The organism is Streptomyces sp. NPDC044704 (genome assembly GCF_056433525.1).
This window is the reverse complement of record NZ_JBWKGY010000007.1, coordinates 377,561-403,706: the sequence shown is the minus strand read 5'-3', so window position 1 is coordinate 403,706 and position 26,146 is coordinate 377,561. Positions and strand designations below refer to the sequence as shown.

17 protein-coding genes are annotated in these 26,146 nt (G+C 75.2%); 5 read left to right on the top strand and 12 right to left on the bottom strand.

Annotated elements, in window-relative coordinates; genetic code table 11:
- The first annotated feature begins 18 nt into the window (after nt 1–18).
- The gene (gene eccCa, locus AC07B0_RS20585) at nt 19–4,008 is read left to right on the top strand and encodes a type VII secretion protein EccCa (RefSeq protein WP_478898680.1); all 3,990 of its coding nucleotides are present in this window, start codon (nt 19–21) and stop codon (nt 4,006–4,008) included.
- A 120-nt stretch (nt 4,009–4,128) separates the two neighbouring features.
- Entirely contained in the window at nt 4,129–4,362 is a 234-nt protein-coding gene (locus AC07B0_RS20580; protein WP_266573624.1) for a DUF397 domain-containing protein, read from the top strand.
- A 65-nt stretch (nt 4,363–4,427) separates the two neighbouring features.
- Here AC07B0_RS20580 and AC07B0_RS20575 read toward each other — a convergent pair whose 3' ends face one another.
- The 4 genes from AC07B0_RS20575 to eccB all read right to left on the bottom strand — a co-directional run bounded on the left by AC07B0_RS20575 (nt 4,428) and on the right by eccB (nt 8,015).
- A complete protein-coding gene (locus AC07B0_RS20575) occupies nt 4,428–4,736 on the bottom strand; it encodes a WXG100 family type VII secretion target (protein ID WP_356879359.1) in 309 nt (102 codons plus the stop codon).
- Nucleotides 4,737–4,784: 48 nt separating this feature from the next.
- Nucleotides 4,785–5,111 carry a WXG100 family type VII secretion target gene (locus tag AC07B0_RS20570; protein WP_356879357.1) on the bottom strand — a complete coding sequence of 109 codons (327 nt, stop codon included), beginning with the start codon at nt 5,109–5,111 and terminating at the stop codon, nt 4,785–4,787.
- 106 nt (nt 5,112–5,217) lie between these two features.
- Nucleotides 5,218–6,438 carry a type VII secretion-associated serine protease mycosin gene (gene mycP / locus AC07B0_RS20565; protein WP_478898679.1) on the bottom strand — a complete coding sequence of 407 codons (1,221 nt, stop codon included), beginning with the start codon at nt 6,436–6,438 and terminating at the stop codon, nt 5,218–5,220.
- A gap of 11 nt (nt 6,439–6,449) precedes the next feature.
- Nucleotides 6,450–8,015, bottom strand: coding sequence for a type VII secretion protein EccB (eccB, locus tag AC07B0_RS20560; protein ID WP_478898678.1), 1,566 nt, complete (start codon nt 8,013–8,015; stop codon nt 6,450–6,452).
- Nucleotides 8,016–8,234: 219 nt separating this feature from the next.
- Here eccB and eccE point away from each other — a divergent pair, with 219 nt between their 5' ends.
- The 3 genes from eccE (at nt 8,235) to AC07B0_RS20545 (ending at nt 13,095) form a co-directional block, all read left to right on the top strand.
- Nucleotides 8,235–9,410: a type VII secretion protein EccE gene (eccE, locus tag AC07B0_RS20555; protein WP_478865961.1), complete on the top strand. Its 1,176-nt coding sequence runs from the start codon at nt 8,235–8,237 to the stop codon at nt 9,408–9,410.
- Nucleotides 9,407–10,132 (top strand): hypothetical protein, encoded by a 726-nt coding sequence (locus AC07B0_RS20550; RefSeq protein WP_356879353.1) that lies wholly within the window; start codon nt 9,407–9,409, stop codon nt 10,130–10,132. Before eccE ends, AC07B0_RS20550 begins: the two co-directional genes overlap by 4 nt.
- Before the next feature lie 287 nt (nt 10,133–10,419).
- On the top strand, nt 10,420–13,095 hold the full coding sequence (locus AC07B0_RS20545) for an SCO5717 family growth-regulating ATPase (protein ID WP_469381134.1): 2,676 nt from the start codon (nt 10,420–10,422) through the stop codon (nt 13,093–13,095).
- A gap of 78 nt (nt 13,096–13,173) precedes the next feature.
- Here the strand turns inward: AC07B0_RS20545 and AC07B0_RS20540 are convergent, their stop codons facing one another.
- From AC07B0_RS20540 to nusA, 8 genes are all read right to left on the bottom strand, one after another.
- Nucleotides 13,174–14,139 (bottom strand): bifunctional riboflavin kinase/FAD synthetase, encoded by a 966-nt coding sequence (locus AC07B0_RS20540; protein WP_469381132.1) that lies wholly within the window; start codon nt 14,137–14,139, stop codon nt 13,174–13,176.
- Between the two features lie 119 nt (nt 14,140–14,258).
- Nucleotides 14,259–19,196 (bottom strand): trypsin-like peptidase domain-containing protein, encoded by a 4,938-nt coding sequence (locus AC07B0_RS20535; RefSeq protein ID WP_478898677.1) that lies wholly within the window; start codon nt 19,194–19,196, stop codon nt 14,259–14,261.
- A 312-nt stretch (nt 19,197–19,508) separates the two neighbouring features.
- The gene (truB, locus tag AC07B0_RS20530) at nt 19,509–20,417 is read right to left on the bottom strand and encodes a tRNA pseudouridine(55) synthase TruB (protein WP_356879345.1); all 909 of its coding nucleotides are present in this window, start codon (nt 20,415–20,417) and stop codon (nt 19,509–19,511) included.
- Complete coding sequence (gene rbfA, locus AC07B0_RS20525; RefSeq protein ID WP_356879343.1) at nt 20,414–20,869, bottom strand: 30S ribosome-binding factor RbfA; 456 nt, start codon at nt 20,867–20,869, stop codon at nt 20,414–20,416. The genes truB and rbfA overlap by 4 nt, the downstream gene beginning before the upstream one ends.
- Nucleotides 20,870–20,903: 34 nt before the next feature.
- A complete protein-coding gene (locus tag AC07B0_RS20520) occupies nt 20,904–21,197 on the bottom strand; it encodes a DUF503 domain-containing protein (RefSeq protein WP_030227569.1) in 294 nt (97 codons plus the stop codon).
- A gap of 198 nt (nt 21,198–21,395) precedes the next feature.
- Nucleotides 21,396–24,521 (bottom strand): translation initiation factor IF-2, encoded by a 3,126-nt coding sequence (gene infB / locus AC07B0_RS20515; RefSeq protein ID WP_356879341.1) that lies wholly within the window; start codon nt 24,519–24,521, stop codon nt 21,396–21,398.
- A gap of 148 nt (nt 24,522–24,669) precedes the next feature.
- Nucleotides 24,670–24,957, bottom strand: a complete 288-nt coding sequence (locus AC07B0_RS20510) for a YlxR family protein (protein WP_356879339.1) — start codon at nt 24,955–24,957, stop codon at nt 24,670–24,672.
- A 133-nt stretch (nt 24,958–25,090) separates the two neighbouring features.
- A complete protein-coding gene (gene nusA, locus AC07B0_RS20505) occupies nt 25,091–26,146 on the bottom strand; it encodes a transcription termination factor NusA (protein ID WP_356879337.1) in 1,056 nt (351 codons plus the stop codon).

The window sequence follows — 26,146 nt, the reverse complement described above, 5'->3', positions numbered from 1 at the left end:
CAAGGGGTTGGTGTTCCGGTGAGCCAGATCGTCGTCAAACGCCCGCCCCGCGCGCTGCCGCCCCGGGTTCCCTCGGACGAGCTGCGGCTGGAGGCCCCGCCGGAACTGCCGCGGGGGCAGCGGGAGGGCGTCCTGATGCAGCTCCTGCCGATGCTCGGCATGGGGTCGTCGGTCGTGTTCTTCTTCATGCCGGGTGCGGCGCCCTTCATGCGGGTGATGGGCGTCCTGATGCTGGTGTCCACGGTGGGCATGGTCGTCGCCCAGCTGGTCCGCCACCGGCGCGGCGCGCAGGGGCACATGGCGGACGTGCGGCGGGACTACCTGAAGTACCTGGCCCGTACGCGACGTCGGGTCCGGGCGACCGCGCGGGCCCAGCGTGACGCGCAGCTGTACCTGCACCCGGCCCCGGACCAGCTGTGGTCGGTGGTGGCGGAGGGCTCGCGGCTGTGGGAACGGCGGCCCGGGGACGCGGACTTCGGGCAGGCCCGGGTGGGGCTGGGCGCGCAGCGCCTCGCGACCCCGCTGGTGGCGCCGGACACGGCTCCGGTGGACGACCTGGAGCCGTTGACGGCGGGGGCGGTGCAGCGCTTCCTGAAGGTGCACTCCGCCCTGGACGGGCTCCCGGTGGCGGTGTCGGTCCGGGCGTTCTACCACGTGACGGTGTCGGGGGAGGCCGAGTCGGCGCGGGGTGCGGCGCGGGCCCTGGTGGCGCAGCTGGTGACGCTGCACTCCCCCGGGGACCTGACGGTGGCGGTGGTGGCCGGGGCGGGTGCGGGGCCGGCGTGGGACTGGACGAAGTGGCTGCCGCACGCGCAGCTGCCGGGGCAGGTCGACGGGGCCGGTACGAGGCGGCTGTTCGGCGATGACCTGGCCGTACTGGAGGGGCTGCTGGGGAGCCGGCTGGAGGGGCGGCCGCGGTTCGGCCGGGATGCGGCCCCGGTGCCGGACCGGCCGCACCTGGTCCTCGTACTGGACGGTGGCGCGGTGCCGCCGGACTCGATGTTCGCGGCGGCGGAGGGCTTGCAGGGGGTGACCGTCGTGGAGGTGGTCGGGGGCGAGCTGGACGAGCCCCGGGGCGGGCTGTCGGTGGTGGTGCGGCCGGGGCGGCTGCGCCTGGAGTCGGGCGCGGGGGTCGTGTACGAGGGCGTCCCGGACACGCTGTCGCTGCCGGCGGCGGAGGCGCTGGCCCGGCAGCTGGCGCCGCTGCGCACGGGTGGCGGGGAGGACGACGAGCCGCTGCTGGCGAACCTGGACTTCACGGACCTGCTGGACCTGGGCGACGCGGCGCAGGTCGACGTGGCCCGGACGTGGCGTCCGAGGCCGGCCGGTGAGCGGCTGCGGGTGCCGATCGGCGTGGGCGAGGACGGCGCTGCGGTGATGCTGGACCTGAAGGAGGCGGCGCAGGAGGGCATGGGCCCGCACGGGCTGTGCGTGGGGGCGACCGGTTCGGGCAAGTCGGAGCTGCTGCGGACGCTGGTCCTGGGGCTGGCGGTGACGCACACCTCGGAGACGCTGAACTTCGTCCTCGCGGACTTCAAGGGCGGTGCCACCTTCACCGGGATGTCGCGGATGCCGCACGTGGCGGCGGTGATCACCAACCTGGCGGACGACCTCACGCTGGTCGACCGGATGGGCGACTCGATCCGCGGTGAGCTCCAGCGCCGTCAGGAGCTGCTGCGGGCGGCGGGCAGCTACGCGAACGTCCACGACTACGAGAGGGCCCGCGCGGCCGGCGCGCCGCTGGAGCCGCTGGCCTCGCTGGTGCTGGTGATCGACGAGTTCAGCGAGCTGCTGACGGCGAAGCCCGACTTCATCGACATGTTCGTCCAGATCGGCCGCATCGGCCGGTCGCTGGGCGTGCACCTGCTGCTGGCCTCGCAGCGCCTGGAGGAGGGCAGGCTGCGCGGGCTGGACACGTACCTGTCGTACCGGATCGGTCTGCGGACCTTCTCGGCGGCGGAGTCCCGGACGGCGATCGGCGCACCGGACGCCTACCACCTGCCGCCGGTGCCCGGTTCCGGCTACCTGAAGTCCGGTACGGACGGGATGACCCGCTTCAAGGCGGCGTACGTCTCGGGTGTCCACCGCGCGGGCGGGCCGCGGGCGCCGGAGGGGCCTTTGCCGGTGGTGCGGCGGCCGGTGCTGTTCACGGCGGCGCCGGTGCCGGTGGTGTACGCGGCTGCGGATCCGGCGCACCAGGCCGCGCGGGAGCCGCAGGAGGACGACGCGCTCGCGGAGAGCGTGCTGGACGTGATCGTGGGGCGGCTGGAGGGTCAGGGGGTACCGGCGCACCAGGTGTGGCTGCCGCCGCTGGACCGGGCTCCGGCGCTGGACCAGCTGCTGCCCGCGCTCGCCGCGGACGGGCGGCGGGGGCTGCACGCGCGGGGGTACACGCGGCCCGGCGGGCTGGTGGTGCCGCTCGGGCTGGTCGACAAGCCCTTCGAGCAGCGGCGCGAGGTGCTGTACCGGGACTTCTCGGGTGCGGCGGGACACATGCTGGTGGTGGGCGGCCCGCAGTCGGGCAAGTCCACGCTGCTGCGGACGCTGATCTGCTCGTTCGCGCTCACGCACACCCCGCGCGAGGTGCAGTTCTACGGGCTGGACTTCGGCGGCGGCAGCCTGTCGTCGGTGGCGGAGCTGCCGCACGTGGGCGGGATCGCCTCGCGGCTGGACCCGGAGCGGGTGCGGCGCACGGTCTCGGAGGTGGCGGGCGTCCTGGCCCGGCGCGAGGAGTTCTTCCGGGCGAACGGCATCGACTCCATGGCCGGCTACCGGCGCCGGCGCGCGGCGGGCGGTCTGCCCGGGGAGGCGTGGGGCGACGTGTTCCTGGTCGTGGACGGCTGGGGCGGTTTCCGCGGGGAGTACGAGGGCCTGGAGCCGGTGGTCACGGACATCGCGTCCCGGGGTCTGGGATACGGCATCCACCTGGTGGTCACCGCGGCCCGGTACATGGAGGTCCGCTCGGTGCTGAAGGACCAGCTGCTGGGGCGGCTGGAGCTGCGGCTGGGTGACGTCATGGACTCCGAGTTCGACCGGAGGGTCGCGGCGAACGTTCCCGCGGGCATGCCGGGACGCGGGCAGGTGGCGGAGAAGCTGCACTTCCTGGGGGCGCTGCCGCGCACCGACGGGGCGCACACGGCGGAGGACCTGCCGGAGGCGACCGCGGCCTTCGTGGCGGCGGTGAAGGAGGGCTGGGCGGGCCCTGCGGCTCCCGGAGTACGGCTGCTGCCGGGGCTGCTGCCCGCGGACCGGCTGCCCGGGGGCGGGGAGTTCCCGGAGCGCGGGATCGCGTTCGGCATCGGCGAGGGGGACCTGGAGCCGGTGTTCGCCGACTTCGAGTCGGACCCGTTCTTCCTGGTCTTCGGGGAGGCGGAGTCGGGCAAGACGAACCTGCTGCGGCTCCTCGCCCGGCAGATCGCGCGGCGGTACGCCCCGGACCGGGCCAAGCTGGTCGTCGTCGACTACCGGCGCGGGCTGCTCGGGGCGCTCCCGGAGGAGCACCTGCTGGAGTACGCGCCGATGGAGAGCTCGCTGCGGCTGCACGTGGAGGCGCTGGCCGGGGTGTTCTCCCGGCGGCAGCCGCCGGCCGACGTCACGCCGCGGCAGCTGCGGGACCGCAGCTGGTGGACGGGCCCGGACGTGTTCGTCCTGATCGACGACTACGACCTGGTCGCCTCCGGGCAGGGCAATCCGCTGGCGCCGCTCGTGGAGTTCCTGCCCTTCGCCCGGGACACCGGGGTCCGGTTCGTCATCGCGCGCAGTTCGGCCGGCGCCTCGCGCGCGCTGTACGAGCCGTTCGTGCAGCGGATCAAGGAGCTGGGCGCGCAGGGCGTGGTGATGTCGGGCGACCCGTCCGAGGGCGATCTGCTCGGCACGGTCCGGGCGCGCCCGATGCCTCCCGGCCGGGGCCACTTCGTCTCGCGCCGGCGCGGCACCTCGCTGGTCCAGCTGGGACGGATGCCGGAGCTGCGGGACGGGCCGGAGAGCGGGCTGCGGGACGGGCTGTAGGCGGGCTGTAGGCGGGCTGTAGGCGGGATCACCCGGAAAACGGCACCGGGCGACCGCGTTGCGCCGATAATCGGCAGCGAAGAGCCGAGCAGCACCGCACGACCGAGGGAAAGGCCGCACATGGGCACTCAGCAGGAGAAGGACGAGCTGTACGCGCTCGACATCAGCGGCGTCGAGTGGCAGGGCCCGCCCGGGACCAGCCCGGACGAGGAGCGGGTCGAGATCGCCAAGCTGCCCGAGGGCGCGGTGGCCATGCGGTCGTCGCTGGACCGCGAGACCGTGCTGCGCTACACGGCCGCCGAGTGGGAGGCCTTCGTCCTCGGTGCGAGGGACGGGGAGTTCGACCTCACCTGAGGCCGGCGACGGCGACACGGAGGGGCGCGTCCGGTGCGGACGCGCCCCTCCGTGCGTCGTGGGGGTCAGAAGGCCTCGGTGAACAGGCGGGAGGCCTTCATGTCGGTGGCGCGGTAGTCGCCCTTGCCGCGCTCGACGAGGCGGGCGACGGATTCCAGCTGCCTGCGCATGTGGTCGGCCCTGCGCCGGTACTTCGTCTGGAGGCCGACGTACTCCAGGTGGGCCTCGCCGTCCCAGGTGTCGGTGACCACCTTCACGGCCTGTTCCATCTCGGACAGGTCCTTGAGGATGTTGTGGGAAACGGTCCGGATGCGGTCCGCCATCTGCTGGACGCTCTCGTACCGAACCCGGGTGTAGCCGTCGGGACCGGACATGGTCTTCCTCCTTCGCGCGCGGTGGGTCGCCGGGGCGGGGCGGCGCGGTCAGACGCCGTCGAGTGCGGACCGGCCGGTGGTGACCGTGCGGAACGCCGAACGGACCTCCTCGTCCTGGGCGTTGGTGAGGTTCTTGGTCTGCGACACCGCGTGGTGCAGGACGCGCAGCAGGCGGCGGATCTCGTCGTGGTCGACGTTGAGGTCCGCCTGGGCCCGCTTGAAGCCCTCGGCGCCCGCACCGGTCCAGCCGGCGCTCGCGGTGGCGAGGATGTCGGCCAGTTCCCGGGCCTGGGTGGTCACGGCCTGGGCCGTCTCGGAGATCTTGTTGGCCGCCTTGACGACCGGATCGTCGGCCAGTCCGAACGTGCTCGTCATCCGAAGTTCCTCGCATCTCGATTCCCCGGCAGGAGCGGGCACTCTAGCCAGTCCGGACGCCCGCCCCGCACGCGCCGGCCGGCTCCGCGCGGGAGCGGGCGGGCGTTCACCGCGGGCGGCCCCGGCGGGCGCGGGCGTCGCGGGCCACGGTCGCCGTCCCGGCGGTGACGGCGACGAGCAGGCCCGCGGTGCCGAGGGCGTACGTGCCGAGGCGCAGCTCACGCTCCTGCGCGGTCTCGGTCAGGTGGAGTTCCGCCGCGCGCGGTGCGGTCGCCGGGGGCGGGCCCGGGTCCGGGGCGGGGGGCCGGGGCGTCCCGTGGTCCTGGGTGACGGCGCGGACCGGGTCGACTACACCCCATCCGATGTAGTCGTCACGGCCGTTGACGGACCGTTCGGCGGTGTTCTGGATCTGCCAGACCACCTCCTGGGGGGTCCACTCCGGGTGCTCCGCGCGCAGCAGGGCGGCGACCCCGGCGACGTAGGGGGCGGAGAAGCTGGTGCCGTCGTCGGCGCACTGGCCGAAGCCGGGGACGGTGGAGACCATGTCGACGCCGGGGGCGGCGACGCCGATGAAGTCGCCGGGCTGGGAGAAGGCGGCGCGTTCGTTGTTCCGGTCGGAGGCGGCCACGGCGAGGACCCCGGGGAAGGCGGCCGGGTACGTGCGTTCGCGTCCGGCCGGGCCGCCGTTGCCGGCCGAGGCGATGACCACTACGCCGGCGTCCAGGGCCCGGCGGACGGCCCGGGCGAGCTCGGAGTCGGGGGTGAGGCGGGCGTCGGTGTCCTGGGAGATGTTGATGACGTGGGCGCCCCGGGCGACGGCGTGGTCGACGGCCCGGGCGAGGGTGGCCGCGCTGCCGTTGCCCCGGCCGTCGTTCTGCCGGACGGGGATGACGGTGGCCTCGGGGGCGAGGCCGACGAAGCCGGTGCCCTCCTGGGGGCGGGCCGCGATCAGCCCGGCGACCCTGGTGCCGTGGCCGACGGTGTCGCGGGTGCCGTCGCCGCCGGCCGCGTCGATGAGGTCCAGGCCGGCGCCGGTGTCGAGGGCGCCGGCGAGCTGCGGGTTGGCGCGGTCCACGCCGGTGTCGATGACCGCGACGCGCACGCCCTTGCCCTTGGTGTCGGCCCACAGGGCGTCGAGGAGGATCCGCTGGAGGGCCCAGGGGCGGCCGGCGATCTGCTCCTGCACGGGGAAGGAGCACTCGCCGGCCCGGTCGAGCCCGAGCGCGTACGGGGCCCGCGGCGCGGGCGCGCCCGCCGCACCGCACACCGCGAGGAGGCCGAGGGCGGCGGCGAACCGGGCGGCGCGGCCGCGGGAACTCTGCGTCACGGGCGGTGTCCTCACGAACCCTGGGGCCGGCGGGCGGAGTCGGTGTCCAGGCGGGGGCCCTTGGCCAGGAACTCCGACCAGGCGATCGGCACCGGTGCGGGGACCACGTCGGCGTAGCCGAGCCGGGCCTGGGCCCGGCCCGGCTCGGGCCGGGCGCCGCCGGAGCCCGCCGCCCGCGGGTCGGGCGCCCCGGCCCCCGGGCCCTCGCCGTCGGCCCGCACGGCGTAGCGCAGGCCGGTGTCGGTGACCAGGAACAAGGAGCCCCCGGCGGCGCTCTGGCGGCCCTGGACCTGCCGGTAGAGGAGCCCGGATCCGGGCGTGACGTACGCGCCGGTGCCGCTCGCGGTGATGTCGACCGGAAAGCCGGTCCCGGCCCAGGTGCTCAGCGTTCCGCCGCCCCGCGCGTCGCCGGACCGCAGCACGCTGCAGACGGTGTCGCGCCGTTCGCCGCCCCGCGCGGGAGCCGGGTCGGCGGCGACCCGGTTGACCTGGACGCCCCGTCTGCGCGGCCATGCGGCCTGCGCCATGAAGGCGGTGGTGTCCGGGCGCAGGGACTGGAGGTCGACCGGGCGGGCCTCGCCGTGCAGGTCGAGGGCGTCGGTGGCGGGCGCGGAGATCAGCAGCCGGGCGACGAACTCCGAGACGGGCGCGACCCGGCCGGGCAGGACGACGTAGTGCTGGGTGCCGGAGCCGGTCTGGGCGCTCAGCACCGTGCCCACCCTGTCGTCGGCGGCCGCCAGGCCCCGGACGCGGGCGGGCGCGCCGGGGGTGCCGGGCAGCCGCGGGAAGCCGAGGCGGTCGCCGGAGCCAAGGGTGGCCAGCCACCGCTCGGTGACCGGCTGGGGGGTGGCGACGGCGCCGACCAGGGCGGTGGTCAGGGTGCCCGCTTCCGGCCCGCCCTCGGGGAACGCGTACTTGGTGCCCGCCGCGTCGACGAGGTACCGCTCCTTGCCGGGGCCGGTGCTCCGCACGTACAGCACCTGCGTGTCGGTGGTCCTGCGGGCGTCGTCGAGCAGGCGGGCCTCGCGGCCGGCTAGGACGAAGGCGGCGGTCCGCACGCCGGATCCGTCGCCGGCGGGCCGCTGGCAGACGGCCCAGCGCTTGGCCTTTCCCGCGTCCGCCGCGGCGGGCAGCCGGTCGGGGGCGTACGGGATGCCGATGATCGGGCCGCGCGGCGGCCGGCCCGCGTCCAGCAGCTCGTCCTCGACCTGCACGACCTTGAACTTCCCCGGGTCGAGGAGGAGCCGGGCCGACGCCAGGTTCAGCACGGGGTGCAGCCGCGTCCGCTGCCCGTCGCCCGACCCGGTCGTCAGGACCACGTAGCGGGTCGTCGACTGCTTGCCGACGATGACCATCACACCCGGCCGGTCCCAGCCCTTGGGGGCCTGCGGTCTGAACATGCCCCAGGCGCCGAAGCCGGCCAGGAGCAGCGCGCCGACGACCAGGGAGGGCAGGACGGCCTGTAACGGCCTGGGGGCGCCCTCTTCGGTACCGGTGGCCGAGGGCTGGAGGAACGCCGCCACCGTAAGCCGCTTCGCAAACGTGTACGCGTTGAGCTCATCACGCCGTGACGCCATGACCGCCTGTTCCTCGCCGCTCGGCCCGGCCGGCGCTTCCGGTACCCGGGCCCGGATGGTCGGACCGGGCCCCTACTATGCCCTGTGGCGGGCCGTGTTCGGGCCCGGCGAGGGGAGGAGGGGCATGTGGGGGTCAGCGTGACGGAGCCGTCGGCGGCCGTGCCCGGCGGGGTGGTGCCGCGTCCGGTTTCCAGCCCGGGACGTTTCGGACCTTTTCGATTGCAACAACTCGTCCTGCTCCAGCTGGCGGTCGCGGCTCCGCTGGTGGCGTGGGTCGTGGAACCGCTGCTGCTGGTGCCCGCCGGCGCGTCGGCCCTGGTCCTGCTGGCCCTCGCCGTCGTACGCCGGCACCGGCGCTCCCTCCCCGAGTGGCTCGGTGGGGTCCTCGCCCTGCGGGCGCGGCGGCGCCGGGCCGCCGGCTTCACCGTGCCCGCCGGAACCGAACCCGGGCTGGCGCCGCTGGTGGAGGCCGAACCGGCGCTGCGGACCCTGACGTTCGGCGGCAGCGCGCGCGACCGCGGGCCGGTCGGGATGGTCGGGGACGGAACCTTCCTGACGGCGGTCGTCCGGGTGGACGCGGACGCCACCGCGCTGCGGCCCGACCGGGCGGCGTGCCCGCTGCCGCTGTCCGCAGTACGGGACGTCCTCGAAGTGGACGGGATCCGGCTGGAGTCGGCGCAGGTGGTGCAGCACACCCAGCCCGCGCCGGCGCCCCACCTGCCCGCCGGGTCGACGGCGTCCCGCAACTACGCGCCGCTCCAGGCCCGGACGGGAGCCCCCGCGGTGCGCCTGACGTGGATCGCGCTCAAGCTCGATCCCCAGCGGTGCGCGGAGGCGGTCGCCGCGCGCGGGGGCGGCCTGCCGGGGGCCCAGCGCGCCCTGGTCCGGGTCGCCGACCAGCTGGCGAGCCGGCTGGCCGGGGCCGGTTTCCGGGCCACGGTGCTGACGGAGCGGGAGCTGACGGCCGCGCTGGCCACCTCGTCCTGCGCGAACCCGGCGGCGATCACCCGGGCCGGGCGGACGGCGGGCACGGGACGGCGTACGGAGGAGACCCCGCGGACCTGGCGGTGCGACGACCGGCGGCACACCACCTACTGGGTGGGCCGCTGGCCCCGGCTGGGCGGCGCGGGGGCGGGGCCGGCGCAGTTCGTGGCGCTGCTGACCTCGGTGCCCGCGCTGGCGACGAACTTCAGCCTCACGCTGGCCCCGGCCGGGCGGCACGGCGTGACGCTGACCGGGTACGTCCGGGTGACCGGGCGCAGCGACGGCGAACTGGTCCGCGCCCGCCGGGAACTGGAGCGGACCGCGCGCGGCGTGCGGGCCGGGCTGGTACGGCTCGACCGGGAGCAGGTGCCGGGACTGCTGGCCTCGCTGCCGTTGGGCGGAACCCGGTGAGGGGCGGCCCCCGGCGACGGGCGGTGCGGGGCGGCTTCGGGCTGGTGGGTCCGCGCCGGGAGCGGCACGTGGTCCCGGCGGGCGAACTGGACCGGCTGGCGCTGCCCGTCGGGGACGACGGGGTCGTCATCGGCGTGGACGCGGAGGGCCGTCCGGCGGTGCTGGGCGTCAACCGGCCCACCCCGTACGAGGTCACGCTGATCGGCGGTCTGTGGACGGCGCAGGTGCTGGCCCTGCGCACGGCCGCCACGGGCGCCCGGGTCGCGGTGGAGACCGGGCGCGGGCCGGTGTGGTCCGGGCTGGCCCGGGCGGCCGGCGACGGGCCGCAGTGCGTGACCCTGCACGAGGTGGGGCGGGTGCCGCCGCAGGGCGCTTCGGCGGGCAGTCCCGTCCTGGTGGTCCGGGACTGCGGGATGCGGCCGCCGCGCGGGCGGGTGGTCGCGGGGCCGTGGCAGTCGGTACTGACCCTGTTGCCGTACCTGAGCCCGGCGGCGCCCCGGCTGCTGCGGAACTCCGCTCTGGTGGGCGTGCAGCGGGTGTCGCCCGACGAGGCGGAGCGCATCGGCGCGTTGATGCGGCTGCCGGGGGCGGCGGTCGGGTCGCTGCCGACCCTGGGGGACGGTGTGACGCTGTGGTGCACGCTGCGGGACCGGAAGTTCGTACTGACGCAGGGCACGGAGGAGGAGGCGGGCCTGTTCGGCGCGGCCCGGCGCATCGACTGACCGCCGGCCTGGGGGCGGCCCCGGCCGTGGCCGTCCCGGTCGCGGCGTCCCGGTCGCGGCGTCTCGGTGGAGCCTGCGCGGGGCGGGTCAGGGGAGGCCGGGGAGGGGCGGCCCCGCCCGGTGTCCGGGGGTGCGGTGACGGTTGCTCAGGGCCCGGGTGGCCTGTAGGCAGGAGTACGGGCGCGACCTCGCGGGATTTTGCCGCCGGGGCGCGATTAGGCTGAGTGCGGGCGCGGCGTCGGGTAGGGCGCCCGACCGTGTTCGACAGACCAGGAGGACGAAGACCAGTGAGCGGCGATCGGAACGAGAGGCGCGGCGGGACGTGGGACGTCCCGACGGACGATCAGTCCGACGCGGAGCCCGATGTGACGGGCGAGTTCACCATCGACTACACCCCGCCGGCCTGGTACACGCAGGGCGCGCCCGCCCAGGACGTACCCGGCCTCCCGGAGGGCAGCGGCTTCGAACCGCACCGCCCCTCGGACGTGGTGTCGCCCCCGACGATGCGGATCTCACCGGCCGCCGTGCCGCCGCGGGCCGCGGCCCCGGATCCGGCGGAGGAGGTCGCGTTCGACCCGACTCCGATCGAGATCCCCCCGGCCTTCCCGAGCCCGGTGTTCCCGCCGGCCGCGGGGGTCACTCCGGCCACGGCGCCCGCCCCGGCTCCGGCTCCGCCGTTCCCGTCGGCTCAGGCTCCGGCCGAAGCCCCGGCCCCGGGTTCCGGCCCGGCGTTCCCGCCGGCGCCGGCTCCGGCCGACACCCCGGCGTTCCCGCCCGCCCCGGCCGACACTCCGGCTCCGGGCTCGGGCCCGGCGTTCCCGCCCGCTCCGGCCGACACCCCGGCCGCTGCCCAGGACGCGGCTCCGCTGCTCCCGGCGGCTTCGGCCCCGGTCGAGAGCCCGGCTTCGGATGCGGCTCCGGCCCCCGCTCCTGCGTTCCCCTCGGCCCCGGCCGAGGCCCCGGCCGAGGTTCCGGCTGCCGGTCCGACCCCGGCCGTGGGCGTGTCCACGAGCCCGGCTCCGGCAACTCCCCCCGCTTCGGGTCCCGTTCCTGCTCCCGAGGCCTCTCCGGTGGAGGTGCCCGTCGCGGACGCCCCGGCCGCGCCCCACGCGGCTCCCGTACCGGCGACCCCCTCGGCTCCCCCCGTCGACGCCCCGGCCCCCGCCGCAGAGGCGCCCGTCGCCGACGCCGCACCCGCCGCCTACGCGCACCCCGCGCCCGAGGCACCCCCGTCGGACGCGCCCGTCGCCGACGCCCCGCCCGCGCCCTACGCAGCCCCGGCGCACCCCTCGGCCCCGACCGCCGACGCACCCGCGCCGGTTCCGGGTCCCGTGGGTGACGCCGCCGCACCCGGTGCCGCGTGGCCGCCCGCTCCCGCCGAACAGGACCCGTACGCCGCGCCGGTCATCCCGACGGATGCCCAACACCCGCCCGTGGAGCACCCGTTCGGGGGGCCAGGTACCGAACTGCCCCAACTGCCGCCCACGTTCCCCACCTCGGGCACCCCGCAGGGCTACGGGTTCCCGCCCGCCGGGCAGCAGCAGCCTCCGCAGGGGTACGGCTTCCCGCCCGCACCGCCGCAGGCCCAGGCCCAGGCCCAGGCCCAGGCCCAGCCGCAACAGCCTCTGCAGGGCTACGGCTTCCCGCCCGCTCCGCCCCAAGCCCAGGCCCAGCCGCAGCCGCAGCCGCAGCCGCAGGCACAGTGGTCCCCCGCGGCCCAGCCGCAGCAGCCGCAGCAGCCGCAGGGCCCGTACCAGCAGCCCGCCCAGGGCCACGGCGGGGCGCCGCTCGGCTACACCGCCGCCGTGGAGCTGTCCTCGGACCGGCTGCTGCGCGGCAAGCAGAAGCCGAAGGCCACCCGGTCCGGCTTCCGCTTCGGCGGCAAGGCCGCGGAGGCGGACCGCCAGCGCAAGCTGGAGCTGATCCGCACTCCCGTGATGTCCTGCTACCGCATCGCCGTCATCAGCCTCAAGGGCGGCGTCGGCAAGACCACGACGACCACCGCCCTCGGCGCCACCCTCGCGACCGAGCGCCAGGACAAGATCCTGGCGATCGACGCCAACCCGGACGCCGGCACCCTCGGCCGCCGCGTGCGCCGCGAGACCGGTGCGACGATCCGTGACCTCGTGCAGGCGATCCCGTACCTGCACTCGTACATGGACATCCGGCGGTTCACCTCGCAGGCGCCGTCCGGCCTGGAGATCATCGCCAACGACGTGGACCCGGCCGTCTCGACGACGTTCAACGACGAGGACTACCGCCGCGTCATCGAGACCGTCGGCCGCCAGTACCCGATCGTCCTCACCGACTCGGGCACCGGTCTCCTCTACTCCGCCATGCGCGGCGTACTGGACCTCGCCGATCAGCTGATCATCATCTCGACCCCGTCCGTGGACGGCGCGAGCAGCGCCAGCACCACCCTCGACTGGCTCTCCGCGCACGGGTACGCCGATCTCGTCTCGCGCTCCCTCACCGTCATCTCCGGGGTCCGCGAGACCGCGAAGATGATCAAGGTCGAGGACATCGTGCAGCACTTCGAGACCCGCTGCCGCGGCGTCGTCGTGGTGCCGTTCGACGAGCACCTCGCGGCCGGTGCCGAGGTGGACCTCGACCTGATGCGGCCGAAGACCCGGGAGGCGTACTTCACCCTCTCCGCCCTGGTCGCCGAGGACTTCGCGCGAGCGCAGCAGCAGGCCGCGCAGGCCCACTGGGGCGCACCCCAGCAGCACCAGCAGCCCCACGCCCAGCCCCAGCACGCCCAGCCCCAGCAGCACCAGCCTCAGCCGCCGCACCCGCAGGGCCCGTACCAGCAGCCCCAGCCGCCGCAACAGCCGTACGGCCAGCCCTACCCGCAGCCCGGCCAGCCCTGGCAGCAGCCCCAGCCGCCCGCACCGCAGGCGCCTCATGCTCCGCAGGCGCCCCAGCAGCCCGGCCAGCCCCCGCGCGACCCGCGCCTCGGCTGACCGGCCCGGACACACGGAGGGCCCGTACCGTCCCCAGGACGGTACGGGCCCTCCGGCGCGTTCGGGCGCGGCGCGCGTTCAGCGTCCGGCGCGGTCGGCGTCGTAGGAGTCGGTCAGCACCCGGGAGCGCTTCACGTCGTCCGCGATGGCCTCCAGAAGCCCGTCCAGCGACTCGAACTTCGCCATGCCCCGCACGTACGCGAGGAAGTCCACGGCCACGTGCATCCCGTACAGGTCCAGGCCGACGCGGTCGATCGCGTACGCCTCCACGGTCCGCTCGGTGGCGTCGAACTGCACGTTCGTGCCGACCGAGATCGCCGCCGGCATCCGCTCGCCGTCCGCCGTCAGCCAGCCCGCGTACACCCCGTCCGCCGGGATCGCGGTGTGCGGCTGCGTCTCCACGTTCGCCGTCGGGTAGCCGAGTTCGCGCCCGCGCTGCGCGCCGCGCACCACCACGCCCTCGACGCGGTGCGGGCGGCCCAGGATCTCGCCGGCGCCCTCCACGTCCCCCTCGGAGACCAGCCTGCGCGCGAGGGTGGACGAGAACGGCACGCCGCCGCCCGCCTCGCCGCGCACGACCAGGTCCACGACCTCGACCTCGTAGTCGTAGGTCGCGCCCAGCTCGCGCAGGAAGTCGACGTTCCCGGCGGCGCGGTGGCCGAAGCGGAAGTTCGGTCCCTCGATGACGGCCTTCGCGTGCAGCTTGTCGGCGAGCACCTTGACGATGAAGTCGGCCGGGGACAGCTGCGAGAACTCCGCCGTGAAGGGCAGGATCAGCAGCGCGTCGACTCCGAGACCGGCCATCAGTTCGGCACGGCGGTCGTACGACGCCAGGATCGGCGGGTGGCTGCCGGGCCGCACGACCTCGCTGGGGTGCGGGCTGAAGGTGACGACGACCGAGGGGACGCCCAGCTCGCGGGCCCGGGCCACGGCCCGTCCGATGATCAGCTGATGTCCGCGGTGCACACCGTCGTAGGAGCCGATGGTGACGACGCTGCGTCCCCAGTCCTGGGGGATGTCCTCCAAGCCACGCCAGCGCTGCACTGTGACCGCTCCTCGCCCGAACCCGTGTAGTCCCTGTACTGATTGCCGATTGCAGGTCTAAGACTGCCATGCCGGTGGCCGGGGCCCCGCATCGGCGTCGGGGTCGGCCCATTGCCGCCTCACGTGACGTCCGGGGCGGTCCGCCTGAGGGTCTCCACCGTGCGCCGGGCGCCCGGTCCGAGCAGCGCCGCGGCCTCCGCCCCCGCCTGCGCGAGCCAGCGGGCGACGAGCGCCCCGAAGGCCGGGTCGGTCCGGGCCAGCTCCACCGTCCGGTGCTCGAACACCGCGGGGCCGCCGGGAAGGCGCAGCAGCTGCCGGCCGGCGCGCCGGAGCAGCTCGCGGGTGCGCTCCTCGGGCCGGGCCCGGGTCCCGGCGGCCAGGGCGTCCAGGAAGGCGCCGAGGACCGCCGGGTCGGGCTCCTCGCGCAGCAGTACGTCGGCCAGTTCGCCCCGCAGCCCGTACGGGGGTCCCCCGCCCGCCCCGCCGGGCGCGCCCAGTACACCGGCCAGCGCGGCCCGTACGGCCGGCGGGGCGGTCCGCAGCAGGTCCAGTACGAGGGGGCGCAGTACGGGCCCCGCGGCCGGCCCCTGGTCGAGGCGCCGGTCCACGAAGGCGGCGGCGTGCGGGGCGTCCTCGGGGCGGCACGCGAGGTGGTCCCGTACGAGGTCGCCCGCGCGGCGGGCCAGGCCCGGCGTGGTGAGCGCGGCCAGGGCGCGGAGCACCTCGCCGTCCGCCCGGGCCCGGAGGGCGGCGAACACCGAGTCCGGGTCGGGCAGCACCGGAAGAGCGGCGACCAGCGCCGACGCGGGCAGCCGGGAGCCGCGGTCGGGGTCGCGGAAGCAGTCGAGGGCGTCGGGCAGGTAGCGGGCCCGCACCTGGGGGTCGCGGAGCAGGATCCCGAGGGCGCTGCCGTGCAGGGCGGCGTCGGCGGGGCGGTCGAGCAGGGCCCGGGCCGCGCGGCGCAGCAGTTCACGGTCGGCGGGGGCGCGGACGTGGGGGGCCGTGACGAGCCCGTACGCGGCGGCTGCGACCCGTCGCCCGGGCCGTTCGTCGTGCGCCCAGCGGTCGACGGCGCGGGACAGGGCGGAGGGCTCGTCCTCGGCGAGCACGGCGAGCAGCTCGTCGGCGCGGTGGTGAGCGGCGCTCACCAGGGCCTCCGTGAGGTCGTCGGCGGCGAGTCCGCGGTGGGTGTGCAGGAGGGCCTGGGCCGCGGTGGCGACGGTGGCGCCCGGGCGGCCGCGCAGCCGGCGTTCGTCGGTGAACCAGGCGCAGAGGAGGGGCTGGACGAGTCGCGGGGCGCGGACGAGGCGGCGCCCGGCGGCTTCGAGGTAGCGGTGGTCGGCGGGCAGCAGGCGGCGGAGCAGGTCGAGGCGGTCGGACTCGGCGAGCCGGAGCCGGTTCCAGAACCAGCCGCCGAACTCCCCGGGGCCGGCCCGCGCCACGTGCTCGGCGAGGGCGTGCAGGACGGGCAGGTGCGGGGTGGCGTCGGAGGCCCGCAGCAGGGTCTCGCGCAGCAGCCGGGCGGCCCACCAGACCCGGTCGGGGTGGACCGGCGGGGACTCCGGGGGCTCCGGGGATTCCTCGGCGAAGGCGTTGAGAGCGCCGACCAGCCGGGTCAGCCGGCCGCGCACCTCGGGCGGCGGCAGCCGGCGCAGGGCCTCCAGGACGGGCCCGACACGGTGCCGGGGTACGGGCGGGCCCGACGTGGCGGGGCCCGAGTGGACCAGCACGTCGAGCGCGGTCGGCACGTCGAGGTGGCCGGCCTGGAGCCAGTCGGACAGCTCCTCGTGCGCGAAGCGGTAGCCGGGCCCGGCGGGGACGAACAGCCCCTCGGCGAGGACGGCGGAGGCCCAGCCGGTGCGCCGGGGGAAGAGCTCCTCGAAAACGGCCCGGTCCAACTGCCCCTGCCCCGGCCCCAGACACCACCGAGCCGCCTCGTGCACCCGCCCCGCCACCCGGGCCGCCAGCCGCCGCACGCCGGGGAGGTGGAGACCGGGGGCGTTCTCGTACGCGCCGGGGCGGGGGTACCCGGGGTCTACGGAGTCGGGGTTGTCGGGGCGGGGGCCGTGGGGGTGAGGGCCGTGGGGGCTGGGTTCGTGCATGCCGGGTTCGTGGGGGCTGGGTTCGTGGACGCCCCACCCCTCCACGCCGGGTCGGTCCGTACCGGGCCCGTCCACGCCTCGGTCCAGGGCTCCCGGGGCGTACGCGCCGGGCCCGTCCACGCCCGGCTCGTGGTCGGCGGGGCCGCCCGCCGCCGGGGAGCCGGGCATGCCGGGACCGTTCGCGCCGGGGTCCCGGACCGCGCCGGGCCCTTGAGGGGCGATGCCGTCCGGCGCGGGGTCGACGGCCCCGAGGTCCTGGGGGCCGGGGCCCGTCACACCGGGTCCGTGCGGGCCGTGGCCCGCGAGGCCGGGCCGGTACCCGCCGGGGCCGTGAACACCGGGTTCGCACGGGTCCGGCCGGCTCGTACCCGGGGTGTGGAGGCCGGGGTCGGATGATCCCGGGCGCTGAGATCCGGGATCCTGGGCAGCCGGCTCGCCCGGACCGCACGCGTCGGCGCCATGAACTGCGGGGCCGTGGGTACCGGTGCCGTGGTGGCCGGTTCCGTACGGGCCCGGGGTCCGGCCAACCGGGCCGCCCGCTTGGGGCCCGTGCAGGCCCGGGCCCCGCACGGCGGAGTCCTGGAGGCCGCAGTCGTTCCCACCCCGACCTTCACCGCCGAGGCCGTGCACCCCTGAGCCGTCCGATCGGGGCTCGTACGGAACCGGCCCCTCGGGGTCGTTCACGCCCGGTCCTCGGACACCCGGCCCGGTCACCCCGAGGCCGTACGGGCCCGCGCCGCACTCCCCCGGGTCCCGGACACCGGACTCATGGGCAGGCGTCCAGCTCGCAGCCGGACTCCGGACACCACGGCCGTCCGCCGCAGGAAGGTCGGCGCCGCTGGCGTCAGCGTCGTGCGCTTCGGGACCTTGCACGTTCGGAGTACGCGCGCGGGACCCGTACCTGCGCGCGGCCGGGATCCCGGGGCGTTCGTCCCACGGACCGTGTACGCCCTGGCCACGGGCTCCCGGCGCGGGGACGGCGGTGGGCGAGGTGGCCGGCTGCGGACCGGGGTGGGCAGCGGAGGGGCCGGTGGCGCCGGGACGGCTGCTCCCGCGACGGGGCGCGGGCACGGGCACGGGCGGGGCGTCAGCCGGTCCGCCGGGCGGCAGGGTCGCGCCCGTCGTGACGATGCGGACCGCCACCCGCAGGGCCACCAGGTCCAGGTGCGCCCCGAACACCTCGTCCCGGCCCGGGCGGCCTGCGGTGACCCCGGCGGCGCGGATCCCGGCGAGCAGGCCCAGGGTCAGCGGATGCCGCGCGTCCGCCTCCCGGATGCCGTCGGCGGGGATCCCGAGTCGGGCCCGGGCGGTCTCCGCCTCGGCAGGGTCCAGATCGCCGACGGGCAGCGCCGGCGGCAGCCGCCGGACGGGGCGGGCCGGAACGTGCAGCACCTCGGGCGGATACAGGGCGCCGGCCCGCTCCCAGTACTCCGGCCCGGCGGCGACGACGAGCCGGGCGCCGACCGACCGCAGCCACCGGGCGGTGGCTTCGGTCCAGGGCCCGAGGCGGTGTGCGAGCTGCGGCGGCATCTCCTCGGGCGCGTCCAGCACCACGAGCAGCGGCCGCCCGGCCGCCGCCGCGAGCCGGGCCACGCGTTCGACCGTTCCCTCCGGGGCAGCCGCCTCCCCCGGCACGCCGTCCCGTGCCCCCCGCTCGCCAGGCCCACCGAGTGGTCCGGTACCCGACTCGACGCCCGCGCCCACACCGGCACCCCGGCCGACCGCGCTCCCCGCCTCCGGACCCGCGTCCGCCCGGGCCGCCGGGCCGAACCAGGCATCCGGCCCCGGACCGGCCCCGTCCTCTTCCCCGGACGCCGCCCCGGCGAAGCCGCCGACCCCGTCGGCCCCGGCGCGCAGGGCCGTTCCCGCCGCCGTGACGGCGCGGGCCGCCGAGTCCAGGGCGCGGGCGGCCGCGGCGGCCAAGGAGGGGTCCTCGTCGCGCAGGTCCGCGCCGCGGAGCCACAGCGTCGGCGCGGGGCGGGGTCCCCCCGCGCGCTCGGCGGTCAGGGCCGCGAGGGCCGTGGTCCGGCCGGTGCCGGGGTTTCCGACCAGGCCGAGGACGGGACGGTCCCCGGCGGTGAAGGCGGCCAGCCCGGCGGCGAGGGCGGGGCGAGCCACCGGCTCCGGCTCCGGATCGGCCCCGGGCGCGAGCGGCAACGCCGCGCCGACGGTGGCTGCGGTCAGCTCCAGGACGCCCGCGAGGTTGAGGTCGGCACCGTACCCGGGCACGGTCGCGGAGTTGCGTTCCAGCAGGCGGGCGAGCGGCCCCGCGGGAGCGGCCGCCGCGGCCGCCCGGAGCGGCAGGGCGAAGACTCCGGAGCGGTGCTCTGCTTCCAGAGCGGTGCCCAGTACCGCGAGCACCGCCCCGGTGGCGACGTCCAGAACCGGGCCCCCGCCGGCCCCGCCGCCCGGTCCGAGGGCGTCCCGGCCGGCGGTGCCGATCGCCAGCTCCACCGTGACGGGCAGTACGTGGAAACGATCCGCCGCGCCGTAGGTGACCCCCGCCCGCGCCCCGAGCACCCGCGCCTGTCGCCAGCCCCGCGCGGGGAGCCGTACGTACGTCCCCGCGGGAACCTCCTGCCGCATCGCCACCGGCAGTGGCCGCAGCCCCAGCCCGTCGGTCCGCACGAGGGCCAGCGCCACCTCGGGCAGCGGGGTCACGTCCGCCGCCTCCGCGCGCCAGGTCCGCCCCCCGGGCGCGTGCAGCAACAGCCCGGTCAGGCCGTCGACGGCCTCGTGGCTGGTGATCACCGTGCCGCGGTCGTCCGCCACGAACCCGGTACCCCGCGGCAGGCCGGCCGGATCGCAGATCCTGACGAGCCCGTGACACCCGGGGAGCCCGTGCAGTGCATCGGTCCCCTGGAGTTCGGCGACGGCCGTCTCCCCGGCCGCGCCGAACGTCGCCGCCGCCACCGCCGCCGCCGCCGCCGAACCACCCGTGACCTCGTCCGTCATCGCCGCACCACTCCCCCGCCGCGAGCTCCGTGCTCACGACGGTAGGCAAGTGAAGATCAGCACGGAAAGCACGCGGGACGAAAGCGCCCCCTTACGCTCCCTCCATTCACTCCGAGCGCCTGCTCGGACGGGTGAACAAGGGGCTTCGCGTGGATAGACACTTAGCCGAGGGGGGTCGTGGAGCGGTGAGCAGCAGTCCTTGTGCGCTCACCGCTCCACGTCAACGCGCCAACGCACCAACGCGCCAACGCACCAACGCACGAGCACATCGGCGGCGACGCGCCAGCACACCGGCGCGCCGCCGCGTCGCGCTCAGACGAAGACCGCGAGCGACTTCGCCTTGCCGCCCTTGCTCTCGACGAGCCCGAGCAGCTGCCCCTTCGGCCCGTAGACGGCGACCGTCCGGCCGTCCTGGTACTCGTCCGGCATCTCGATCCGCACGCCGTTGGCGAGCAGCGAGGCCCGGCGGGCGTCCAGGTCCCAGCGCGGGAAGGCGGCGGCCGCGGCCTCGCCGATCGGCATGACGGTCAGCTCCTCCTGGAGCTGGTCCAGCGTGCGGGCCTTGTCGAGCTTGTACGGGCCCACCCGCGTGCGCCGCAGCGCCGTCAGGTGTCCGCCCACGCCGAGGTCCGCGCCGAGGTCGCGGGCGAGGGCACGGATGTACGTACCGCTGGAGCAGACGACGGAGACGACGAGGTCGACGACCTTCGTACCGTCCTCGGCCTCCGCCTCGCGCATGTCGTACACCTGGAACGACGAGATGGTCACCGGCCGGGCCGGGATCTCGAAGTCCTCGCCGTCGCGGGCGCGCTTGTAGGACCGCACGCCCTTGATCTTGATGGCGCTGACCTTGGACGGGACCTGCATGATCTCGCCGCTCAGCTTGGCGATGCCCGCGTCCACGGCCTCGCGGGTGACCCCGGAGGCATCGGTGGACGAGGTGATCTCGCCCTCGGCGTCGTCCGTGAGGGTGTACTGCCCGAGACGGATCGTCCCGAGGTACTCCTTCTCGGTCAGCGCGAGGTGGCCGAGGAGTTTCGTCGCCTTCTCGACACCGAGGACGAGGACGCCCGTCGCCATCGGGTCGAGGGTGCCGGCGTGGCCGACGCGCCGGGTCTTGGCGATCCCGCGCATCTTGGCGACCACGTCGTGCGAAGTGAAGCCGGACGGCTTGTCGACGATGACAAGGCCGTCCGGAGTCTTCCCTGCTTCGGTGCTCATTCCGCGGCTGCGTCCTCGTCGTCGTCCTCGTCGCCCGGCTTCTTGTACGGGTCGGCTTCGCCGGCGTACTTCGCGCCGGAGGACACCTCGCGCACCTGGGCGTCGGAGGCGCGCGCCTTGTCGAGGAGGTCCTCGATGGTCTTCGCGTTCTCCGGGAGGGCGTCCGCGACGAAGGTCAGGGTGGGCGTGAACTTGGTTCCCGCCGCCCGGCCGACCGCGGAGCGCAGTACGCCCTTGGCGCTCTCCAGACCGGCAGCCGCGCTGGCCCGGTCCTCGTCGTCACCGTAGACCGTGTAGAAGACCGTGGCCTCCCGCAGATCGCCGGTGACCCGGGTGTCCGTGATGGTCACGTGCGTACCGAGGCGGGGGTCCTTGACGCCGCGCTGCAGCTTCTCGGCCACCACCTCCCGGATGAGGTCCGCCAGCTTCTTCGCCCGCGCATTGTCGGCCACTGGTCCGTCTCCTTCTTTTCTTGCAGACAAGCAATCAGTCTTCATCACCGTGGAAGCGCCGTCGTACCGACAGCAGTTCCACTTCAGGACGCGCCGCGACCAGCCGCTCGCAGCGGTCCAGTACGTCCGACACGAACCCCGCGTCCCCGCTCACCAGCGCGACCCCTATGCGGGCCCTGCGGTGCAGGTCCTGGTCGCCCACCTCGGCCGCGCTCACGGAGAACTTGCGTTGGAGCTCGGCGACGATGGGCCGGACGACGGAGCGTTTCTCCTTCAGCGAGTGGACGTCGCCGAGGAGCAGATCGAAGGACAGAGTCCCCACGTACATGCAGTTCCGGATGTCCCGCCGGTTCGGGTTAGGTGGCCTGCCGGGCCGTCGTCCGGCAGGTTCACCCGGCCGTGGTGCGGCAGGATCACCGGACGTTCGGCAGGGTCACCAGAACCGTACACGCAACGGCCGGGGCCGATCGACGGATATTCCGCCGACCGGCCCCGGTGTTACGACACGGTGCGAACCGCCTCGCGCTTACGCGCGGGGCTTCTCGCGCATCTCGTACGTCGCGATGACGTCGTCGATCTTGATGTCGTTGAAGGAGCCGAGGTTGATACCGCCCTCGAAGCCTTCGCGGATCTCGGTGACGTCGTCCTTGAAGCGGCGCAGACCGGAGATGGTGAGGTTCTCGGCGACGACCTTGCCGTCGCGCAGGAGCCGCGCCTTGGTGTTGCGCTTGACCTCGCCGGACCGGATGAGGACACCGGCGATGTTGCCCAGCTTGGACGAGCGGAAGATCTCGCGGACCTCCGCCGTACCGAGCTCGACCTCTTCGTACTCCGGCTTGAGGAGACCCTTCAGGGCCGCCTCGATCTCCTCGATGGCCTGGTAGATCACCGAGTAGTAGCGGACGTCGACACCCTCGCGGTCCGCCATCTGCGCGGCACGGCCGGCCGCACGGACGTTGTAACCGATGACGATGGCGTCGGAGCCCATCGCCAGCGAGATGTCGGACTCGGTGACCGCACCCACACCGCGGTGCAGGACCCGGATGTCGACCTCTTCACCGACGTCGAGCTGGAGCAGCGAGGACTCGAGGGCCTCGACCGCACCGGACGCGTCGCCCTTGATGATGAGGTTGAGTTCCTGGACCAGACCGGCCTTGAGCACGGAGTCGAGGTCCTCGAGGGACACGCGACGGACGCGCTTGGCGAAGTTGGCGTTGCGCTCACGCGCAGCACGCTTCTCGGCGATCTGACGGGCCGTACGGTCCTCGTCGACGACGAGGAAGTTGTCGCCGGCGCCGGGGACGTTGGTGAGACCCAGGACCAGGACGGGGGTCGACGGACCCGCTTCCTCGACGTTGTTGCCCTTGTCGTCGAGCATGGCGCGCACTCGGCCGTAGGCGTCGCCCACGACCATCGTGTCGCCGACGCGGAGGGTACCGCGCTGGACGAGGACGGTGGCGACGGCACCGCGGCCGCGGTCGAGGTGGGACTCGATCGCAATACCCTGAGCGTCCTGCTCCGGGTTGGCGCGCAGGTCGAGCGAGGCGTCGGCGGTGAGGACGACGGCCTCCAGCAGGGAGTCGATGTGCAGACCCTGCTTGGCGGAGATGTCGACGAACATCGTGTCGCCGCCGTACTCCTCGGCGACCAGACCGAACTCGGTGAGCTGACCGCGCACCTTGACCGGGTCGGCACCCTCGACGTCGATCTTGTTGACCGCGACGACGATCGGGACGCCGGCGGCCTTGGCGTGGTTCAGCGCCTCGATCGTCTGCGGCATGACGCCGTCGTTGGCCGCGACCACGAGGATCGCGATGTCGGTCGACTTGGCACCACGGGCACGCATGGCGGTGAACGCCTCGTGACCCGGGGTGTCGATGAAGGTGATCTTGCGCTCTTCACCGTTGACCTCGGTGCCCACCTGGTAGGCACCGATGTGCTGGGTGATGCCACCGGCTTCGCCCGCGACGACGTTCGTCTTGCGGATGGCGTCGAGCAGTCGGGTCTTACCGTGGTCGACGTGACCCATGACGGTCACGACCGGCGGACGCGGCATGAGGTATTCCTCGCCGCCCTCGTCCTCGCCGAACTCGATGTCGAAGCCCTCGAGGAGCTCGCGGTCCTCTTCCTCCGGGCTGACGATCTGGACGACGTAGTTCATCTCGCCGGCCAGCATTTCGAGCGTCTCGTCGGAGACGGACTGCGTGGCAGTAACCATCTCGCCGAGGTTCATCATCACGGCGACGAGCGACGCCGGGTTGGCGTTGATCTTCTCCGCGAAGTCGGTGAGGGAGGCACCGCGCGACAGGCGCACGGTCTCGCCGCCACCGCGCGGCAGCATCACGCCGCCGACGGACGGGGCCTGCATGGCCTCGTACTCCTGGCGCCTCTGACGCTTGGACTTGCGACCACGACGGGCCGGACCGCCGGGACGGCCGAAGGCACCCTGCGTGCCACCACGGGCACCGGGACCACCGGGACGCCCGCCGAAGCCGGGACGACCGCCGCCACCGGCGCCGGCAGGACCGCCACCGAAGCCACCGCCGGGACGGGGACCGCCGAAGCCGCCACCGCCGCCGGGACGCGAGCCCGGACCGGCCGGACGGCCGGCGAAGCCGCCGCCCGCGGGACGACCGGCGCCACCGGGACGGGCACCGCCCGCACCGGGACCACGGCCACCGGGGCCGCCGCCGGGACGGGGACCGGGACCACCGGCAGCGGGACGCTGCGGCATCATGCCCGGGTTGGGACGGTTACCGCCGGGAGCACCACCGGGACGCGGGGCGCCGCCCTGCGGACGCGGCATGCCGCCCGGGGTCGGACGGGCGCCGCCGGGACCCTGCGGACGCGGGGCGCCGCCGGGGCCGCCCTGCGGGCGGGGAGCACCCTGGCCGCCGCCGGCGCCGGGGGCACCGGGACGGGGAGCGCCGGCCGGACGGGGCGCCTGGGGGCGCGCCATGCCGGTGGAGCCACCAGAGGTGAACGGGTTGTTGCCCGGACGGGGACCGGCCGGACGGGCACCCTGCGGGCGCGGGGCACCCTGGCCGGGGCCGCCGGCGGGACGCTGGCCCTGGGCACCGGGAGCGGAGCCCGCGGGGCGCGGGGCGCCGGGACGGGCGCCGGCCTGGCCACCCTGACCCTGCGCCGGACGCTGCTGCGCCGGACGGGGGCCGGGGGCGGCGGCAGCGGGACGCTCGGTGCGCGCCGGGGCGGCCGGGGCCGCCGGAGGCGCGGAGAACTCGGTCGCCACGGGCGCCGCCGGAGCGGGCTTCGGGGCGGCCGGAGCCTTCGGGCCGGGACGCGGGCCGGGGGCGGCCGGAGTCACCGGGGCGCTCGCGGCCGGAGCCTCGGCTGCGGCCGGCTTGGGGGCCGGTGCGCCGGGCTTCGGTGCGGCGGGACGTGCCGCAGCGGCCGGGGAGGGCGCTGCGGGCTTGGCGGGCGCGGCCTTGCGGGGCGCGCCGGGCTTTGCAGCGGACTTGCCGGCGTTGCCGCCGGGCCCCTGCAGTGCGTCAGTCAACTTGCGTACAACCGGCGCCTCGATCGTCGAGGACGCCGAACGGACGAATTCACCGAGTTCTTGGAGCTTGGCCATGACGACCTTGCTCTCCACCCCGAACTCCTTGGCGAGTTCGTATACCCGGACCTTAGCCACTTCGCTCCTTTTAGGTCCGGGTTACGCCGGACCGTCGCTACTTCATGGGCGTACTCATCGCGTACTCATCGAGTGCTCATCGCAATCTCGACCTACTTCCAACTCGCGAGGTACCTGACCGCACGGGGTATCCGTGCCGTACTACTTCTTACGGTGTCGCCTCGGCCTCGACGGCCACGGCTTCGCGCAGTGCCGCCGTGTCGAGCGTTCCGGCGGACCGGAGGGCCCGGGGGAACGCTCTGCGGCGGACCGCCTTGTCGAGGCAGACCACGTCGGGGTGCAGGTAGGCACCCCGGCCGGGCAGCGTACCGCGAGGATCAGGGACGCATTCGTCTCCGATCGCCACGATGCGCAGCAGATCGCTCTTGGCCGCTCGCTCCCGACACCCCACACAGGTGCGTTCGGGGCATGCGCGGGCTTGCGTCCGGCCAGACACGCCTAAGTCTACCTCCCCGCACCGACCTCACCCCTTCGGGCGAAAAATCGAACGGATGTTGTCGTGATCCACTCGGGACCCGGACTGCTCCGGGTCCCTGTCTACCGGCCGGAAACCTCCGGCCGGTAGTGGTTTATTCCCGGCCGCGGTCCCCGCCGCGGTCTCCACCGCGGCCCGAGTCACGGCCGCCGTCCCGGTCCGGGGCCCCGTCGGGGGTCTCGGTGTCCGGGCGGATGTCGATGCGCCAGCCGGTGAGCCGCGCGGCGAGGCGGGCGTTCTGGCCCTCCTTGCCGATGGCCAGCGACAGCTGGTAGTCGGGCACGGTCACCCGGGCGGAGCGGGAGTCCCAGTCGACGACCTCGACCTCGCTCACCCGAGCGGGTGACAGGGCGTTCGCGACCATCTCCGCCGGGTCGTCCGACCAGTCGACGATGTCGATCTTCTCGCCGTGCAGCTCGGCCATGACGTTGCGCACACGGCTGCCCATCGGGCCGATGCAGGCGCCCTTGGGGTTCAGGCCCGAGCGCGTCGACCGGACGGCGATCTTGGTGCGGTGACCGGCCTCACGGGCGATCGCCGAGATCTCGACGCTGCCGTCGGCGATCTCCGGGACCTCCAGCGAGAAGAGCTTCTTCACCAGGTTGGGGTGGGTGCGCGACAGGGTCACGGACGGACCGCGGACACCCTTCGCCACCCGCACGACGTACGCCTTGAGGCGGAGTCCGTGCGTGTACTCCTCGCCGGGAACCTGCTCCTGCACCGGCAGGATGGCCTCCAGCTTGCCGATGTCGACGAGGACGTTCTTGGGGTCCTTGCCCTGCTGGACGACGCCGGTGATGACGTCGCCCTCGCGGCCGGCGAACTCGCCGAAGGTCAGGTCGTCCTCGGCGTCGCGCAGACGCTGCAGGATCACCTGCTTGGCGGTCGTCGCGGCGATCCGCCCGAAGTCCGACGGCGTGTCGTCGAACTCCTTGGGCTCCTGGCCCTCTTCGAGGTCCCTCGGGTCCTCCGTCGCCCACACGACCACGTGACCGTTGGTGCGGTCGAGCACGACGCGGGCACGCCGGAAGCTGCCCTCGGTGCGGTGGTACGCGATGAGGAGGGCCGACTCGATCGCCTCGACGAGCAGGTCGAAGGAGATCTCCTTCTCCCGGACCAGACCCCGCAGGGCACTCATGTCGATGTCCAC

Bases quoted from the DNA above. Each gene is read 5' to 3' on its own strand.
- AC07B0_RS20580 (WP_266573624.1), top strand. From the start codon at position 4,129: ATGGGCACTCAGCAGGAGAAGGACGAGCTGTACGCGCTCGACATCAGC.
- AC07B0_RS20575 (WP_356879359.1), bottom strand. From the start codon at position 4,736: ATGTCCGGTCCCGACGGCTACACCCGGGTTCGGTACGAGAGCGTCCAG.
- AC07B0_RS20570 (WP_356879357.1), bottom strand. From the start codon at position 5,111: ATGACGAGCACGTTCGGACTGGCCGACGATCCGGTCGTCAAGGCGGCC.
- eccB (WP_478898678.1), bottom strand. From the start codon at position 8,015: ATGGCGTCACGGCGTGATGAGCTCAACGCGTACACGTTTGCGAAGCGG.
- AC07B0_RS20535 (WP_478898677.1), bottom strand. From the start codon at position 19,196: ATGACGGACGAGGTCACGGGTGGTTCGGCGGCGGCGGCGGCGGTGGCG.
- truB (WP_356879345.1), bottom strand. From the start codon at position 20,417: ATGAGCACCGAAGCAGGGAAGACTCCGGACGGCCTTGTCATCGTCGAC.
- AC07B0_RS20520 (WP_030227569.1), bottom strand. From the start codon at position 21,197: ATGTACGTGGGGACTCTGTCCTTCGATCTGCTCCTCGGCGACGTCCAC.